Origin of the sequence: Pseudoalteromonas sp. S1610 (assembly GCF_005887465.1) — a bacterium.
Taxonomy (GTDB): Bacteria; Pseudomonadota; Gammaproteobacteria; order Enterobacterales; family Alteromonadaceae; genus Pseudoalteromonas; species Pseudoalteromonas undina.
This window is the reverse complement of sequence record NZ_PNDI01000057.1, coordinates 1-16,656: the sequence shown is the minus strand read 5'-3', so window position 1 is coordinate 16,656 and position 16,656 is coordinate 1. Positions and strand designations below refer to the sequence as shown.

10 protein-coding genes are annotated in these 16,656 nt (G+C 42.1%); 4 read left to right on the top strand and 6 right to left on the bottom strand.

The window, feature by feature from the left end; all coding sequences use genetic code 11:
* Positions 1-238 precede the first annotated feature (238 nt).
* From CWB77_RS16220 to mdoH, 3 genes are all read left to right on the top strand, one after another.
* Positions 239-2,902 (top strand): ExeM/NucH family extracellular endonuclease, encoded by a 2,664-nt coding sequence (locus CWB77_RS16220; RefSeq protein WP_138623615.1) that lies wholly within the window; start codon positions 239-241, stop codon positions 2,900-2,902.
* 330 nt (positions 2,903-3,232) lie between these two features.
* Positions 3,233-4,855, top strand: coding sequence for a glucan biosynthesis protein G (locus CWB77_RS16215; protein WP_138623613.1), 1,623 nt, complete (start codon positions 3,233-3,235; stop codon positions 4,853-4,855).
* The gene (gene mdoH, locus CWB77_RS16210) at positions 4,827-6,791 is read left to right on the top strand and encodes a glucans biosynthesis glucosyltransferase MdoH (RefSeq protein WP_138623611.1); all 1,965 of its coding nucleotides are present in this window, start codon (positions 4,827-4,829) and stop codon (positions 6,789-6,791) included. Before CWB77_RS16215 ends, mdoH begins: the two co-directional genes overlap by 29 nt.
* Positions 6,792-6,982: 191 nt before the next feature.
* Here mdoH and fusA read toward each other — a convergent pair whose 3' ends face one another.
* The 6 genes from fusA to CWB77_RS16180 form a co-directional block, all read right to left on the bottom strand.
* Positions 6,983-9,067: an elongation factor G gene (gene fusA, locus CWB77_RS16205; protein ID WP_010392256.1), complete on the bottom strand. Its 2,085-nt coding sequence runs from the start codon at positions 9,065-9,067 to the stop codon at positions 6,983-6,985.
* A 257-nt stretch (positions 9,068-9,324) separates the two neighbouring features.
* Positions 9,325-9,984, bottom strand: coding sequence for a CoA transferase subunit B (locus CWB77_RS16200; RefSeq protein ID WP_055012315.1), 660 nt, complete (start codon positions 9,982-9,984; stop codon positions 9,325-9,327).
* A 13-nt stretch (positions 9,985-9,997) separates the two neighbouring features.
* Complete coding sequence (locus tag CWB77_RS16195; RefSeq protein WP_138570596.1) at positions 9,998-10,705, bottom strand: CoA transferase subunit A; 708 nt, start codon at positions 10,703-10,705, stop codon at positions 9,998-10,000.
* 8 nt (positions 10,706-10,713) lie between these two features.
* On the bottom strand, positions 10,714-11,475 hold the full coding sequence (locus CWB77_RS16190) for a 3-hydroxybutyrate dehydrogenase (protein ID WP_138623609.1): 762 nt from the start codon (positions 11,473-11,475) through the stop codon (positions 10,714-10,716).
* A gap of 4 nt (positions 11,476-11,479) precedes the next feature.
* A complete protein-coding gene (locus tag CWB77_RS16185) occupies positions 11,480-12,661 on the bottom strand; it encodes an E22 family MetX-like putative esterase (RefSeq protein WP_138623607.1) in 1,182 nt (393 codons plus the stop codon).
* 9 nt (positions 12,662-12,670) lie between these two features.
* Positions 12,671-13,972, bottom strand: coding sequence for a GntP family permease (locus CWB77_RS16180; protein ID WP_010392249.1), 1,302 nt, complete (start codon positions 13,970-13,972; stop codon positions 12,671-12,673).
* Between the two features lie 257 nt (positions 13,973-14,229).
* Here CWB77_RS16180 and CWB77_RS16175 point away from each other — a divergent pair, with 257 nt between their 5' ends.
* The gene (locus tag CWB77_RS16175; RefSeq protein WP_138623605.1) at positions 14,230-16,518 is read left to right on the top strand and encodes a TonB-dependent receptor; all 2,289 of its coding nucleotides are present in this window, start codon (positions 14,230-14,232) and stop codon (positions 16,516-16,518) included.
* The last annotated feature ends 138 nt before the right edge of the window (positions 16,519-16,656 follow it).

Here is a 16,656-nt window from a genome sequence, read left to right as displayed (position 1 = left end):
CTTTATTGCCCTTTTGTATATTTAAAGGCAGCCCTTTTTTATGCTGCGTTACTCTCATTTCTGGGAAGTAACCACACTACATAGACCCTTCCTTACCCAAAACTAAAAACACAACGTATTTTCAACCTCAAAAAATAAGCAAATCTCGACATTGTTAACATTCTGTATTCTATTTGTAATTATTTTTCATTACACTAAGCGTCCCATTTGGGGAAACAAAAACACGGGAAAAATAATAATGTTGAAAACAAAAATAACGCCATTGGCGCTTGTATTAGCAAGCCTCAGTGCACCCGCTACCGCTAACCTCGTTATATCTGAGTACGTAGAAGGCAGTAGCTATAATAAAGCAGTAGAACTATTTAATAATTCGACTACCCCTCTGTCATTAGATGGCTACACGCTAAGCCTCTATTCAAATGGCAATACAGATGCAAATAATACATTCGATTTAACTGGTGAACTTGCTGCAAACAGCACTTACGTCATTGTTAATGGGAATGCATCAGCAGAACTAAAAGAAAAAGCTGACCAACTCAGCGCCGTGACTAACTTTAATGGCGATGATGCGCTGGTACTTACTCAAGGCTCTGTGGTTATTGATAGCTTTGGCCAGCGCGGTGTAGACCCGGGTTCATTTTGGTCAGAAGGGGGCGTGAAAACACAAAATAAAACATTGCGCCGCAAAGAAACCGAGCTAAACGGACGCACTGATGCCGATGGCGCTTTTAATCCAAGTGAGCTATGGCTGCAATTTGATCAAGATGACTTTAGTGATTTAGGTATCTTTGCAGGGAATTCTTCACCTAACCCTGATCCAGACCCAGAACCTGAAGAGCCTTTATTATGTGGCGCTGATAAAACATTAATTAGCAGCATTCAAGGCGAAGGCGCAAGCAGCCCAATGGTTAACACTGTTGTTGAGTTTGAAGGTGTAGTAACAGCTGACTTCCAGGCTGATGATCAGCTCAAAGGCTTTTTTGTTAACTCACTGAGTTATGATGAAGATACAAACCCACTTACCTCTGAAGGGGTATTTGTTTACTTTACTAATACTGATGTTAATGTTGGTGACCACGTTCGCGTACGAGGTACTGTTGAAGAGTATTTTGATGCCACCCAAATTGGCAATGTTAGTCAAGTTGCTATATGTGACACCGGCCTTTCAGCTTATCCGACTAAAATTACTTTACCCGTTACTGAGCAAAGTGAATTAGAAGCGTTTGAGGGTATGTTAGTGACCTTAGAGCAGCCACTTATTGTTACCAACAATTATGGTTTAGGTCGCTATGGTGAACTAGAGCTTGCTACTGAACGCTTATACCAAGGTACTCAAGTTGCACTTCCTGGCGCGGCTGCGAATGCGATTGAAGCGCAAAATATAAATAAAAAAATACTCTTAGATGATGGCTCAACTCGTCAAAACCGCGATCCTATCGCTTACCCTGTCCCAGGATTATCAGCAGAGAATACTCTACGCACAGGCGATACAGTAAATTCTGTAACAGGTGCGCTAGCTTACAGCTTTAGTACTTACCGTATTCACCCAACAACAACACCTCAGTTTATAGCAACCAATCCACGCACCGATGCGCCAGAGTTAAACCCTGACGCTGATTTACGTGTTGCCAGCTTTAACGTACTTAACTACTTTAATGGCGATGGCCAAAGCGGTGGTTTTCCAACTAGCCGTGGTGCTGATTCAGAAGCCGAGTTAATTCGCCAACAAGCCAAGCTAGTCAGCGCTATTAGTGCTTTGCAAGCGGATGTGATTGGCTTAATGGAAATTGAAAATGACGGCTTTGGTGAATTCAGTGCTGTTGCAAGCTTAGTAAATGCACTTAATGACGCTGATAGTCAAAATCAGTATGCATTCGTGGATTTTGGTGTTGATAAAATCGGCACCGACGCTATCACGACTGCGCTTATTTATCGTGCTGATAAAGTGCAGCAAGTGGGTACTGCAGCAATCACTACCGATGCGCCTTTCGATTACAGCAACCGTGCACCAATTGCACAAAGCTTTAAATCTTTAGATACAGAGGAAGTCTTTACTGTTGCCGTAGCACACCTAAAATCTAAAGGTGGTTGTAGAAGTGCCACTGGCGGCAATGCAGATCAAGGTGACGGTCAAGCATGTTGGAATGAAATCCGAACTGCTGGCGCAAATGCATTTGCTGATTGGCTAAATAGCAAACCAACAGGAGTTGATGATGAAGATATCATTCTTGTTGGCGACATGAACGCGTATGCAATGGAAGATCCTATCCGTGCATTTGCTGATAAGGGCCTTAAAAATGTGGTTGCTGAGTTAGATGGCAACACCTTAGGTTATTCTTACAGCTTTTCTGGTCGTGCAGGAAGTTTAGATCACGCCCTAGCAAGCCCGAGCTTATTAAGTAAAGTAGTGAGCGCCAGTGATTGGCATATTAACGCCGATGAGCCTATTTCACTTGATTATAATGTTGAATTTAAATCTGACGCACAGCAATCAAGCTTGTATGCTCAAGGACCTTACAGAGCATCAGATCATGACCCTGTTATTGTCGATATTCGTTCAACGATTATCGCGCCACCTGAGCCAGAACCAGAGGTGATCACCGGTGAAATTGATAATATTCGCGGCTGGTTTTGGTGGAAAAACTACCGCATTGATATTCCTGAAGGTTATGACGAGCTAACTATTAGCCTAGACGGTGGATGGGGCGATGCAAACTTATTTGTTAGACACAAAAGAAGCCCGACTTTGTTTAGAAGTGACTGCGCATCAATTAGTAGAGGAAACGCAGAAAACTGTACATTTACCAATCCTAAATCGGGTAAATGGAAAGTCCGCGTAAATGGCTTTTTACCATTTGGCAATGTAAAACTCACTTATAAAGCAACCAAATATGCTGATTAACTTCGACTTCAATAACCGGTTCATGACTTAAAGTTGTTGCCAGTATCTACTTGAAGTAACTCAAAAGCCGCATTCGCGGCTTTTTTATTTTATATACAAATGTAATTCAGACAGGCTTCATCAAGCACTGCTTATTATCTATGCAAGCATTGACTTAGTACATATCTAACTCAAGGTAACTCTAACACTGTTTGTTTTTCGAAAAGTCAAAATGCGTTATAGCGGCTTGATTGAAAGTGATAAACAACTTGTCCTTCTAATCCATACCAAGAGCAACTGAGATAAACGTCAATCTTAGCAGTAAACATATTTTTTTATAAAGGATTCAAAATGAAAGCGCGCATTCACCTTATATCTACTTATCAAAGGGTTTTTAAAAAGCCTTTGTTTGGGATGTTGATGGTTTTTTCACTGTGGGGAACTAACAGCGCGATTGCTGCATCTTCACTTGAAGCCGCAATACCGCAGAGCAGTTTATTTGATGTGCTAAGTGCGCGAGCTAAAAAGCTTGCTGAACAAGATTACATTGCACCAAAAGAAATACAGTTAGATGCGCTTAATAGTATTGATTATCAAGACTACCGCTCAATCCGCTTTAAGCAAGACCAATCGGTATGGAAAGATGAAGGGCTTTATGAGCTGCAATTATTTCACCCCGGTTTTTTATATAAAACGCCAGTAAAAATCAATATCGTTGATCAAAATGCAAAGCTTAGCCGCCTTCCATTTAGCACAGAGTTTTATCAATATGATGGAACAGCAGCACACCTAAAAGATGAAATAGCAAAAAGTATTGAAGGTACGCAGTTAGGGCATGCTGGTTTTAGATTACATTACCCATTAAATAACGATGACTATAAAGATGAGGTTATGGTATTTCAGGGCGCTTCTTATTTTCGCTTAGTTGGGCCTAACCAAGTTTATGGTTTATCTGCACGAGGACTGGCGATTGATACCGCACAAACATCTGGTGAAGAGTTTCCTTCATTCAAAGAATTCTGGTTAGTTAAACCAACACCCGAGCAAACTAATATTACTATTTTTGCTTTACTTGATAGTCCATCAGTAGCGGGAGCTTACAAGTTTGAGATAGACCCTAACACGCAGACAAGTGTTAGCGTCGACATGCAAATTTTTGCCCGTAAAGATGTTAAAAAGCTTGGTATAGCACCATTAACGAGTATGTTTTATCACGGTGAAAATAGTACCAAGTTTTTTGATGATTATCGCCCTGAAGTACACGACTCAGACGGTTTGCTCACGCAATCACAAGAAGGTAACTGGGTATGGCGTCCACTTAATAATCCATCCCAACTTAGCGTAACCTCTTTTTCATATGAAAATCCTAAAGGCTTTGGCCTTGCACAGCGTGACCGTGACTTTAATAACTACTTTGATATAGAAGCGCATTATCATGACCGCCCTAGCTTTTGGATAGAACCACAAGGTGAATGGGGGAATGGCCGTGTTGAGCTTGTTGAGATTCCAACAGATACTGAAACTAACGATAATATTGTAAGTTATTGGGTTCCTGAAAAGCCGTTCAAAGCAGGAGAAGCATTAAAGTTTAGCTACAAAATATCGACCTTTAATGATTATCTAAGCCAAAATAATTTGGCTAAAGTGGCTAGAACACGCATTGGCAGTGCAGCATTGCCTGGTGAAGATAACCCACCTCCAAAGAGCCATCGTCAGTTTACTGTTGACTTTACTGGCCCTGATATCAATCAATTATCTGAAAAATTAGTACTTAGCGCAGACTTGCAACTTACCACAGGTGAAGTGCGTGATATTACAGTGCAAAAGCTACCAAAATCATTAGGCTGGCGAGTTGCCTTCAAAGTCGCCCCAAAAGACAGTAATCCTGTAGATATGCGTTTATCGCTAAAACTACGTAACAAAGCAGTGAGCGAGGTATGGAGCTATGTTTGGTATCCAAATGACATCAAGTAAACAAAGTACTGGCACACCAATGCCTTTTAAAACACTTCGCGTATGGTTATTTGCTATAGCTGCTATTGGCCTCTCAGGCTATGGCATTTCAATTATGTTTGAAATTTTAAACTCAAATGGCATGACCTTGCTTGAATATGCACTGCTTGCTTTGTTTTCTATTACCTTTGCTTGGATAGTCACCGCATTTTGTAGTGGCTGCATTGGTTTTATACTGCAGCTATTTCGTATAGATCCGCTCACGCTTAGAAGAATAAAACCGGTCTCCATTAACAATGAAGCACTATCACAGCAAAAAACGGCTGTAGTTATGCCAATTTATAATGAAGATACCCATAGAGTTATTGCTGGCTTTGAAGTGAGCTTGCAATCGTTAAAAGCCACTGGGCAATTAAAACACTTTGATTTTTATTTACTGAGCGATACACAAGACGCAACTATTGCCAGTAATGAATTAAGCGCATGGCATGCTTTATGTGAACGTCTTGGCGATACAGCAAAACAAATATTTTACCGTCGTCGTGAAGATAATAAACATCGTAAAGTAGGTAACTTAACCGATTTTTGCGAACGTTGGGGTAGCCAATACGAGCATATGATTGTATTGGATGCTGATAGTGTGATGACGGGTCAATGCATGCTAGAACTCACTACTAGTATGCTGAATAACCCACAAGCGGGATTGATTCAAACTATTCCTATTCCTGTGCGCCAAGATACTTTTTTTGGACGCTTTTTACAGTTTGCTTCGATTCTTTATAGCCCAATGTTAGCTACTGGCTCTGCTTTTTGGCAAACCGATAAAGCCAATTACTGGGGGCATAATGCCATCATTCGTGTTAGTGCGTTTATTGATTGCTGTGGCTTGCCAACACTCAAAGGTAAAGCCCCCTTTGGTGGAGAAATTTTAAGCCATGATTTTGTGGAAGCTTCTCTATTACATAGCGCAAATTGGGACGTATTATTACTTGCCGATATTGAAGGCAGTTATGAAGAGGTTCCCAGTAATATCTTAGATTATGCTGTACGAGATAGACGTTGGGTTCAGGGTAATATTCAACACCTAGGTTTACTTTCATCAGCAAAGCTAAAGCTAATGAGCAAACTGCACTTTTTACTAGGTGCAACAGCGTATATTTCATCTCTTATTTGGTTGTCTATGCTGGCATTAAGTACCATAGATGCGGTAACACGTGCTTTAAATAGTGATGTCTACTTTAATCGTGCCTATCAGTTATTTCCGACTTGGCAAATAGCCAAAACAGATCTCATTGACTCATTACTTTACCTAACAATTATTATTTTGTTATTACCTAAACTTATGGGCGTCATTGTTACTTTAGTGCACCGTAAACAGCGCTTTGGTGGTGCATTAAAGCTCATTTTAGGATCTATCATTGAAACCATTTTTGCTATTATTGTGGCACCATTGATGATGGTATTTCATGCGTACTTTGTAGTCTGTGTATTTTTAGGCAAAAAAGTAAAATGGGATGCTCAACCGCGTGAAGGTAGAATGGTGCCATGGAAAGAAGCGTTTGGTTATACATTGTTTTCTTCGCTTGTTGCCATTGTATGGGGTAGTGTTGCTTATTACTTTACACCGGTCTTTTTTTGGTGGTTATCTCCTATTTTATTAGGGCTCATCCTCGCTGCTCCTATTGTGCGTTACTCAAGTAGTATCAAGCTAGGCATTAAGCTAAGGCAGTGGGGCATTTTCCTCTGCCCGAGTGAAGTAGATGACGATGCAACATTAGCGGCTCTTAAAGTACACCTCAAAGAGATAGCCGTTCCACCTGTAGGGCGTTATTCAACAGCAACACCATTGTTACCATTAGAACATAAAGTGACAATGCCTATTCAGAACTTTAGTAGTGAATCACATCGAAAGAAGTTTAAAGCACTCATCACAAAAACTGCTAATAAGCTAAGTTAATGCCACTACAAATAAAAAAGGAGCAACCTTGTGTTGCTCCTTTTTTTTTAGCTGCGTTTACACTTATTTTTTAAGCCATGTTCATTTAATACGACGGGCTTCATTATCTTTAAATCAATCATGCTTTATAAAAGTTAAACAATAAAAAACCCGCAGCAAGTGCGGGTTTTTTTAAAGAGTTAGAGTGCTAATTACTTAGCAGCGTTTTTCTCTTTTTCTGCAGCGATTACAGTATCAGCTACGTTTTGTGGACATGCAGCGTAGTGTGAGAACTCCATAGAGAACTGACCACGACCAGATGTCATTGTACGTAGTGAACCGATGTAACCGAACATTTCTGATAACGGTACGTCAGCTTTAATACGAACGCCAGTTAAACCAGCTTCTTGATTGCTTAGCATACCACGACGACGGTTAAGGTCACCAATTACATCACCTACGTGATCTTCTGGTGTGAACACGTCAACTTTCATGATTGGCTCAAGAAGTTGTGCACCCGCTTTAGGGATAGACTGACGGAAAGCGCCTTTAGCAGCGATTTCGAAAGCAATTGCAGATGAATCCACGGCGTGGAAGCCACCGTCGAAAAGCTCAACTTCAACGTCAAGTACTGGGAAGCCAGCTAGAACACCTTCACCCATCATTGATTTGAAACCTTTCTCAACTGCAGGCCAGAATTCTTTAGGTACGTTACCACCAACAACTGATGAAGTGAACGCGAAACCTGAACCCACTTCGCCTGGCTTGATGCGGTAATCGATTTTACCAAATTGACCAGAACCACCAGATTGTTTCTTATGCGTGTAGCTATCTTCGATTTCACGAGTGATAGTTTCACGGTAAGCAACCTGTGGTTGACCAACGATAAGGTCTACACCGTAAGTACGCTTAAGGATATCTACTTTGATATCTAAGTGAAGCTCACCCATACCTTTAAGGATAGTTTCGCCTGAATCTTCATCAGTCTCAACTTGGAAAGATGGATCTTCTGCAACCATTTTACCGATAGCAACACCCATTTTCTCATTACCGCCTTTATCTTTAGGCTGTACAGCAATCGAGATTACTGGAGTTGGGAATACCATTGGCTCAAGTGTTACTGGGTGCTTAGGATCACATAGAGTATGACCAGTTTGCACATTTTTCATACCAACGATAGCGATGATATCGCCCGCTTGTGCTGTAGTAAGCTCTTTACGCTCATCTGCTTGCATCTCAACCATACGGCCAACACGCTCAGTTTTACCTGTAAATGCATTAAGGATAGTGTCACCCTTGTTAAGCACACCAGAGTAGATACGTACGAATGTTAACGCACCAAAACGGTCATCCATGATTTTGAATGCAAGCGCTTTGAAAGGTTCGTCTGCAGATACAATTGCATGCTCGCCGTTTTCGTTACCTTCTTCATCCATAAGAGGTTGAGGATCAACTTCTGTAGGTGCAGGTAAGTAATCTACTACTGCGTCAAGAACAAGTTGCATACCTTTGTTTTTGAATGCAGAACCACAGAACGTAGGGAAGAATGCAAGGTCACGAGTACCTTTACGGATACAACGCTTGATATCTTCAACTGAAGGTACTTCACCTTCCATGTATGCTTCCATTAGGTCATCGTCTTGCTCTACAGCAGTCTCGATAAGCATTTCATGGTATTCGTCAACTTTGTCTACCATGTCTGCAGGAACGTCAGTGATTTCGTAGTTTTCAGGAAGACCAGTGTCATCCCAAACGTATGCTTGCTTGTTTAAAACGTCAACAACACCTACGAATTCATCTTCAATACCAATTGGTAAAGTCATGATAAGTGGAGTAGCACCAAGTACTTTTTGTACTTGCGCTGTTACACGGTAAAAATCAGCACCCATACGGTCTAATTTGTTTACGAAGATGATACGTGCAACACCTGATTCGTTCGCATAGCGCCAGTTAGTTTCTGATTGTGGCTCAACACCACCAGAACCACAGAATACACCCACACCGCCATCTAATACTTTAAGTGAACGGTAAACTTCAACTGTGAAGTCAACGTGTCCAGGAGTATCGATAACGTTAAAACGGTGATCTTTCCAGAAACAGCTTACTGCCGCAGACTGGATAGTAATACCGCGCTCAGCTTCTTGATCCATGAAATCGGTAGTCGATTCACCATCATGAACCTCACCTGTTTTGTGGATAGTACCTGTAAGCTTTAGGATACGCTCAGTAGTTGTGGTTTTACCCGCATCAACGTGCGCGAAAATACCAATGTTTCTGTACTTCGATAAATCTGCCATTAATTTTACTCTTAATAAAGTCGATAAATTATTCGGCGGGAGTATAGCATTACTTAAAGCGAACATCACCATAGAAGTCGCTTAAAATGCAATCAATTTATAAAAAACTTGCTTTAAAGATATTTTGGGGTATGAGATGGGCTTGATAGGGGCCCGTTATAAACTGAATTTAAATGACTTAAGTGCTTAATAAGTGCAATGCAGTGATGGCATGAAGCATATAAAATTATTTTGCTCCATGCCCATCATTAGTAAAATTACTCAAAAGTCATGGTTTTGACTTTGTCGTTAATAACTAAATTACCCGCCGTTTTGGCTTTAATTTCATCAACACTTACTCCTGGAGCGCATTCTAACAAGTGAAAAGCGCCGTCTTTAATTTCTAATAAAGCGAGATCCGTAATTACTTTATTAATACAGGCAACACCGGTTAGTGGCAGGCTACATTCACTTAATAGTTTTGACTCACCATGCTTGTTTGCATGGGTCATGGTGCAAATAATGTTTTTTGCCCCAGCCACTAAATCCATCGCTCCGCCCATACCTTTAACCAGCTTGTTAGGAATCATCCAACTAGCAATGTTGCCATTTTGGTCAACTTCAAAAGCACCCAAAACAGTTAAATCAACATGCCCACCGCGGATCATGGCAAAGCTTTCTGCAGAATTAAAAATAGCGGCACCAGTTGCTGCGGTTACTGTTTCCTTCCCCGCGTTGATCATATCCGCATCCACTGAGTCAGCGTGTGGATATGGCCCCATTCCTAAGAGGCCATTTTCCGATTGCAACATCACCTCAATGCCTTCAGGCACATAATTCGCGACAAGTGTTGGTATACCAATGCCTAAATTGACGTAGTAGCCATCTTCGAGTTCCATCGCCACGCGTTTTGCTATTTGCTCTCGTGTTAATGCCATAACTATATACTCCTTATTGCTCGGCCGGTTGCGTTGTGATTTTTTCAATCCGTTTTTCAAATTCACCTTTAATAACACGGTCAATATAAATACCGGGTGTATGAATTTGGCTTGGCTCAAGCTCGCCAGGCTCTACAATTTCTTCAACTTCGAGCACGGTAATTTTACCAGCAGTGGCTGCCATAGGATTAAAGTTCATCGCCGTATGACGATAAATACAATTTCCATAGCGATCCGCTTTCCAGGCTTTTACAATAGCAAAATCACCGGTAATACTCGGCTCAAGTAAGTAATCACGGCCGTTAATATTGCGTGTTTCTTTGCCTTCGGCGACCGGAGTGCCCACACCGGTTGCGGTATAAAAGGCAGGAATGCCCGCACCACCAGCACGCATTTTTTCAGCTAATGTTCCTTGTGGCGTCAATTCAACATCTAACTCACCATTCAGTAACTGCTGCTCAAATAACCCATTTTCGCCCACATACGAGGCAATCATTTTACTAATTTGCTTGTCTTCAAGTAACAACCCTAATCCAAAGCCATCAACACCACAGTTGTTCGACACTAAGGTTAAGTCTCGGGTGCCTTGGCGCTTAATCTGTGCAATTAATCCCTCAGGAATACCACATAAACCAAAACCACCAGCAATAATAGTCATCCCGTCTTCAAGCCCTGCCATTGCTTCACTGTAGCTTGTTACTACTTTATCAAAACCTGCCATAATAACCCCTATTGTGCTGTCCAGCCGCCATCAATGGCGATCGCTTGAGCGGTAATATTTCGTGCGGCATCTGCCATTAAAAAACTAACGGTATGCAGGATCTCGTCTAAGCCGATAAATGCTTTTTTCGGCATGGGTGCTAGCATAATCGTGTCGATCACTTGTTGCTCAGAAATACCATGTTCTTTTGCTTGTGCGGCAATCTGCTGTTCTACCAAAGGCGTTTTCACATAGGCAGGGCAAACAGTGTTAATAGTAATATTGGCACCCCCTGTTTCGAGTGCCATAGTTTTAGTAAAGCCGATTAAGCCATGTTTTGCAGCGATATAAGCCGACTTATATTTAGAGGCGACCATCGCATGAATAGAACCAATATTTATGATTCGACCAAAGTTTTGAGCCCGCATACGTGGCAAAACTGCTTTACTCATCATTGCCGGGCCAACCAACATCACTTGCTGTAAAAGCAGCCACTTATCTGCAGGAAAGTCTTCAAGTTTTGCCACATGCTGTATTCCTGCATTATTAATTAATACATCGATAGGTTGCGTAAAGGTGCTAAAAAAGTCCTCAATCGCTTGGCTATCAGCAACGTTAAGTGCGTAACCATGAGCGTTACCACCCTGATTAACTATTTTTTGCGCTGCTTGTTGAGCCTGTTGCTCATTAAGATCGGTAACAATAATAGTATGCCCAGCAAGAGCTAACTGCTCAGCAATATAAAACCCTATTCCACTAGCTGCACCGGTGATTAAAACGTTTTGACTCATACTGCTATTCCTCTAAAAACTCACTGATAAGCTGCGCTTTAGGCAAGATTGAAAAAATGCCATCCAAATGTCCCCAACCGCCTTCAATTTCAGAAAACTGAACGTCTTTCCCCAGCGACTTCATTGACTCATACACGGTTCGCATATTTTCAGGGCGTAGAAGTAGGTCATTGGTGGCAGGTAATAACAATGTTTTAGCGCTGATCTTTTTAAGTGCTGTACTTAAGTCTTGCTCCATACCGGCAGTAAACAGTTGTGATGCCCGTACCAAATACAATACGTGATTTGCATCTTGGGCTTTTGCTCTTGCCATGGCTCTTTGCGCCAGTGTTTGGCTCAATTTTGGCAAGGTACGAATGTCTTTTAACGCGCCTTCATCAAGTACGTTAAAGTCAGGGAAGCTAGCGTTATAAATAATCGGGTGCATGGCATCTTGGGTAATATTAAGCATGGTGGCGGCAAGTCCATCTAATGGGCGTTCCTTGTCGTAGTAATTACCTTGCTGCCAGTTTTTATCTAACCGAATTGGCAATGCCCACTTTTCAAGGGCAGCGACTGTCCATGCATCCATTTTTGCAGCGCCAATCACATGAATTAATCGCTCTACTTTATCTGGGTAACGCGTTGCCCACTCAAGAGCTTGAAACGACCCCATTGATGCGCCCATCACGGCATGTAACTTAGTGATACCTAGACTTTCGAGTAAACGCTTTTGCACATTCACAAAGTCAGTAATCGTAACCACAGGAAAATCTAAACCATATGGTTTACCTGTTTTGGGATTAGTTGACGCTGGGCCTGTGGTGATGACATTTTCATCATGCCAGTTGGCATTGACTAAGGTGTCAGAGCTGATCACAAAATACTTGTTAGTATCTATGGCTTTTCCTGAGCCAATTAACGCATCCCAGTACCCTGCTGCGGCGTCGTCGGCTGAATATTTACCTGCAGCATGAGAGGTTCCAGAAAAATAATGAGTGATCAAAATCACATTATCTTTGGCTTCGTTAAGCTCACCATAACTTTCCCAGCCAATATCAACCTGTGGCAACGTTGTACCTGAAACCGTTGTGAAGTTTTCAGTGCTAAAATGTTGCTTTTCTACTAGTAATGGCTCTGCTTTATCAGCGCCAAACACGGTACTACTAAATAAAAACAGCAACCCTATTATTAATATTATTCTCATTGCAATTCCTTAAAAAGTGATGAATAAGCTTAGTGCAAGAGCCACCCCAACCAATGGGATAACCACGGTCAATGCAGCTAATGGCCAATAAGCGCGTTGATGTGTTTCTTTACAAATGGCCCTGATGGTTGTGACAACGTAGCCATTATGTGGCAGGCTATCTAATGCACCAGAACTAATAGCAACCACTCTGTGTAATTGCTCTGGATTAACTCCCATATCCAAATATCCAGGAGCCACAAGCGGTAGTGCAATCGCTTGCCCGCCGGATGCTGACCCCGTTAACCCAGCTATGACGCTCACTGCAACAGCAGCCCCCACCAGCTCATTACCTGGCATATGAGTCATAGCATCAACAGCAGCAATAAAAGCCGGTGATACTTTAGCCACAGCGCCAAACCCAACTACAGCTGCAGTGTTACCTATCGCCACTAAGGCACCAGTGGTACCCATATTGATTGCATTGGCCATGTTATGGAAATACTTATAATTAATGACCACAATACTCAAAACACCACCAAGCAGCGCCACAATCAGCGCAGTTTGCTGTAAAACATCATGTAATATAAATGATAGAAGTAGCACCACCAGCAAAGGAATAACCCCGGTGATTGGGTGCGGCCGCTTACGCTCTAAAATAACCGGATCATCGTCTCTAGCAGCAAAGCGCTCACCTTTGGCAACCGCCTTTTTAATCATTTTATTTAGCCAAAAGTAACCTACTGTCGCCATAAAAATAGCCACCACTAAGCTTACTTCCCACGCGGCATAAGGTGAGGTACCTAAATGCTTTACGGGTATCCAATTTTGAATTTCAGGCGATCCCGCAGAGGTCATAGTAAACGTCACTGAACCAAACGCTAACGTTGCAGGTATAAAGCGCCGTGGCAAATCAGCGTCTTTAAATAAACTGAGCGCCATCGGGTAAACCGAAAACGCCACAATGAATACGCTGACTCCGCCATAAGTCAGTACGGCACAAGCAATCACCACCGCGAGCACCGCATGCTTCATACCTAATTTGCCAACAATGTAACTGGCTACACTGTCTGCTGCGCCTGTATCTTCCATAAATTTACCGAACAACGAGCCCAGCAAAAACATAAAAAACCATGCGCTTAAAAATCCAGCAAAGCCATCCATATACGCGTTAATAAAATTACTATCGGCAGTCACCGGGAATATAGCCATCCCACTAGTTAGTGCTACCAACAATGCACATATTGGCGCGGCAATAAATAAATTGACCCCACGCAACGTTAAAATTATTAGCAGTATTAAACCGCCTAACAGCCCTATCATGCTCAGCATAGACATTCCTATAATTATTGTTATTACCCAGATGAGGTGACATCGCAGTAACTGCTGTTAGTTTTATCGCTCAGCGAAAATAAAGACATAACACTAAGGTACTACATGCTTTAAATTTGGCTTAAAAGCAAGATAAGTCAAGGTGTTAAAAACATATAGCACTATGGTACTAATTCATTTTTTAACACTATCTTCTACATTAAGTGCAGGTGACATGAGCAAACAAATAATCAACTAATAACAACAGGAACACACCAATGATAAAGCTCAAACAAAATATCACACCCGTTACACTCGCTGTTTCACTGGCCTTATTAAGCACAACAAGTGTGGCAGCTGAACAAGCCTCTACAGTAAAAAAAGCAGAGTTAGAGCGAATAGAAGTAACCGCTCGCAAAACCGTTGAAAACTTACAAGAAGTTCCGGTTGCCGTAACCTCAATTGGCGCACAAGAATTAGCAGAAAATGGCATTAGTGTGATGACCGAGGTACAGCAGTTTTCGCCCAACACCACACTACAATCAAGCCGAGGCACTAACTCTACTATCACTGCGTTTATTCGCGGTGTAGGTCAGCAAGACCCTCTCTGGGGTTATGAACCCGGTGTAGGTATTTACATTGATGATGTATACATCGCCCGCCCGCAAGGTGCCGTGCTCGACTTACTTGATGTGCAACAAATTGAAGTATTACGTGGCCCGCAAGGTACGCTATATGGCAAAAACACTATTGGTGGTGCAGTAAAGTATGTCACCAAAGAAATGAGCGGAGATGCAACGCTAAATATTCAAGGCACCGTAGGCAGCTACAGCCAAAAAGATTTAAAAGTTACTGGGCAGCTCCCACTTATTGACGAAAAACTCTATGTTGGTTTTGGTTTTGCCACATTGAACCGTGATGGCTATGGTGAATTTTTAACGTCTGCGCTTGATAACCAAGATCGCGAAAACTACAACAAAGATGTTACCGCTGCACGGGTTACGCTAGAGTACACCCCAACCGATGACTTATTCTTTCGTTTAGCGTGGGATAAAACCGATGATGACTCTAACGCGAAAGGCGGATATCGCTTACTTCCAAGCATATTAACTAATGCGCCTGTGCCAGATAGCGTGTATGACTCTTATACTAGTTTACCAACATGGAACAAAGTAGAACTTGAAGGTATGAGCTTAACTGCTCGCTGGGATATGAGCGCAAACACCAGCATTAAATACGTTGCAGCAACAAGAGAAAGCTATTCACCAACCAATATCGACTTTGATAATACCTCTTTACCTATTTTTGATGTTCCAGCCATTTATGACGATGAACAAACCACGCATGAGTTGCAGCTAAATCACAGTGGCGATGACTACAAATTAGTATCGGGCTTATATTACTATGATGGTGAATCGTGTGGCCAGTTTGAGGCTGTACTAGGTGTGCTTGGTCAAAGTTTAGGTGCCCCTGGGCTTACCCGTGAAGTAAGCGGTTGTAGCAACTCCACCAGCAAAGCAGCTTATATACAAGGAAGCTATGACTTTGATGAAAAATGGTCAATGACCCTAGGCGCACGCTATACCAAAGACAGCAAAGAAGCGATTGTAAATAATGGTCTTATTTTTGACGTTGTTTATCCTGAATCAGGTTGGATCCCAGGCTATGTACGCCCTGAAGGCCAATTAGTGCCTACCGTACTCGATGACAGCGAAGATTGGTCACGCTTTACACCTCGTGCAGGTGTGGAATACCAATACAATAACGACATTATGTTTTTTGCTAGTTACTCGCAAGGGTTTAAGTCAGGGACATTTAATCCACGAGCTACAACAGCAGAACCAGCAGCAAGACCCGAAGTAGTTGACTCAATTGAGTTAGGCATGAAAAGCGAATGGAATGATAATTTACGCGCAAACTTAACCGTATTCACACTTGATCACAAGGATCGTCAGTATATTTCGGTATTACCTGGTGACAGCGCCGCAGATTTAAACCAGCGCTTAGGTAATATTGGCGAGTCTAAGTCTGATGGCGTTGAATTAGAACTTAGCTATGTTGCAAGCGATGCACTAACTTTCGACGCGTCAATAGGTTACATCGACAGTAGTTTTGAAAATGTAATTGATACCAATCCTGATACCGGTGAAACATTTGATAAGTCAGACCGTTTTAGCGTCTCGAATACTCCTGATCTGACCTTTAATTTAGGTGCAACGTACCGTTTATACACAGATATGGGCGACTTTGTTATGAATGGTAATTATTACCATCGTGGTGATTACGCACTGTTCGAAGAAGATAGCCTCTTAACACAAGACGCCTACGGATTATTAAATATTGGTGTTACTTGGTACAGCGCAGATGGCCATTGGACTGCGGGTATTTATGGTAAAAACCTAACCGATGAAGAATACATGATTGGTGGTTATCAGTTCGTGGCTCCTGACCCGTCAGATCCAACTGATACCAGCAAATACACGCCGGGTCTTGGTGGAGACAATACCTTGATTGGTTACTACGGCGACCCTCGCACAATATCACTCACTGTGGGCTATCGTTTTTAAAATTTAATATCATTAGGGCCTGTTGACCTTTGCGGATTGAAATTTGTTCAAACTAGGGGCTGTTTTAATCGCGGCGCGAGGTTTGCAACCTAGTGGGCTAAGTAAAAACCGAGCAACAAAGAGTAAATCGCCCCTCGG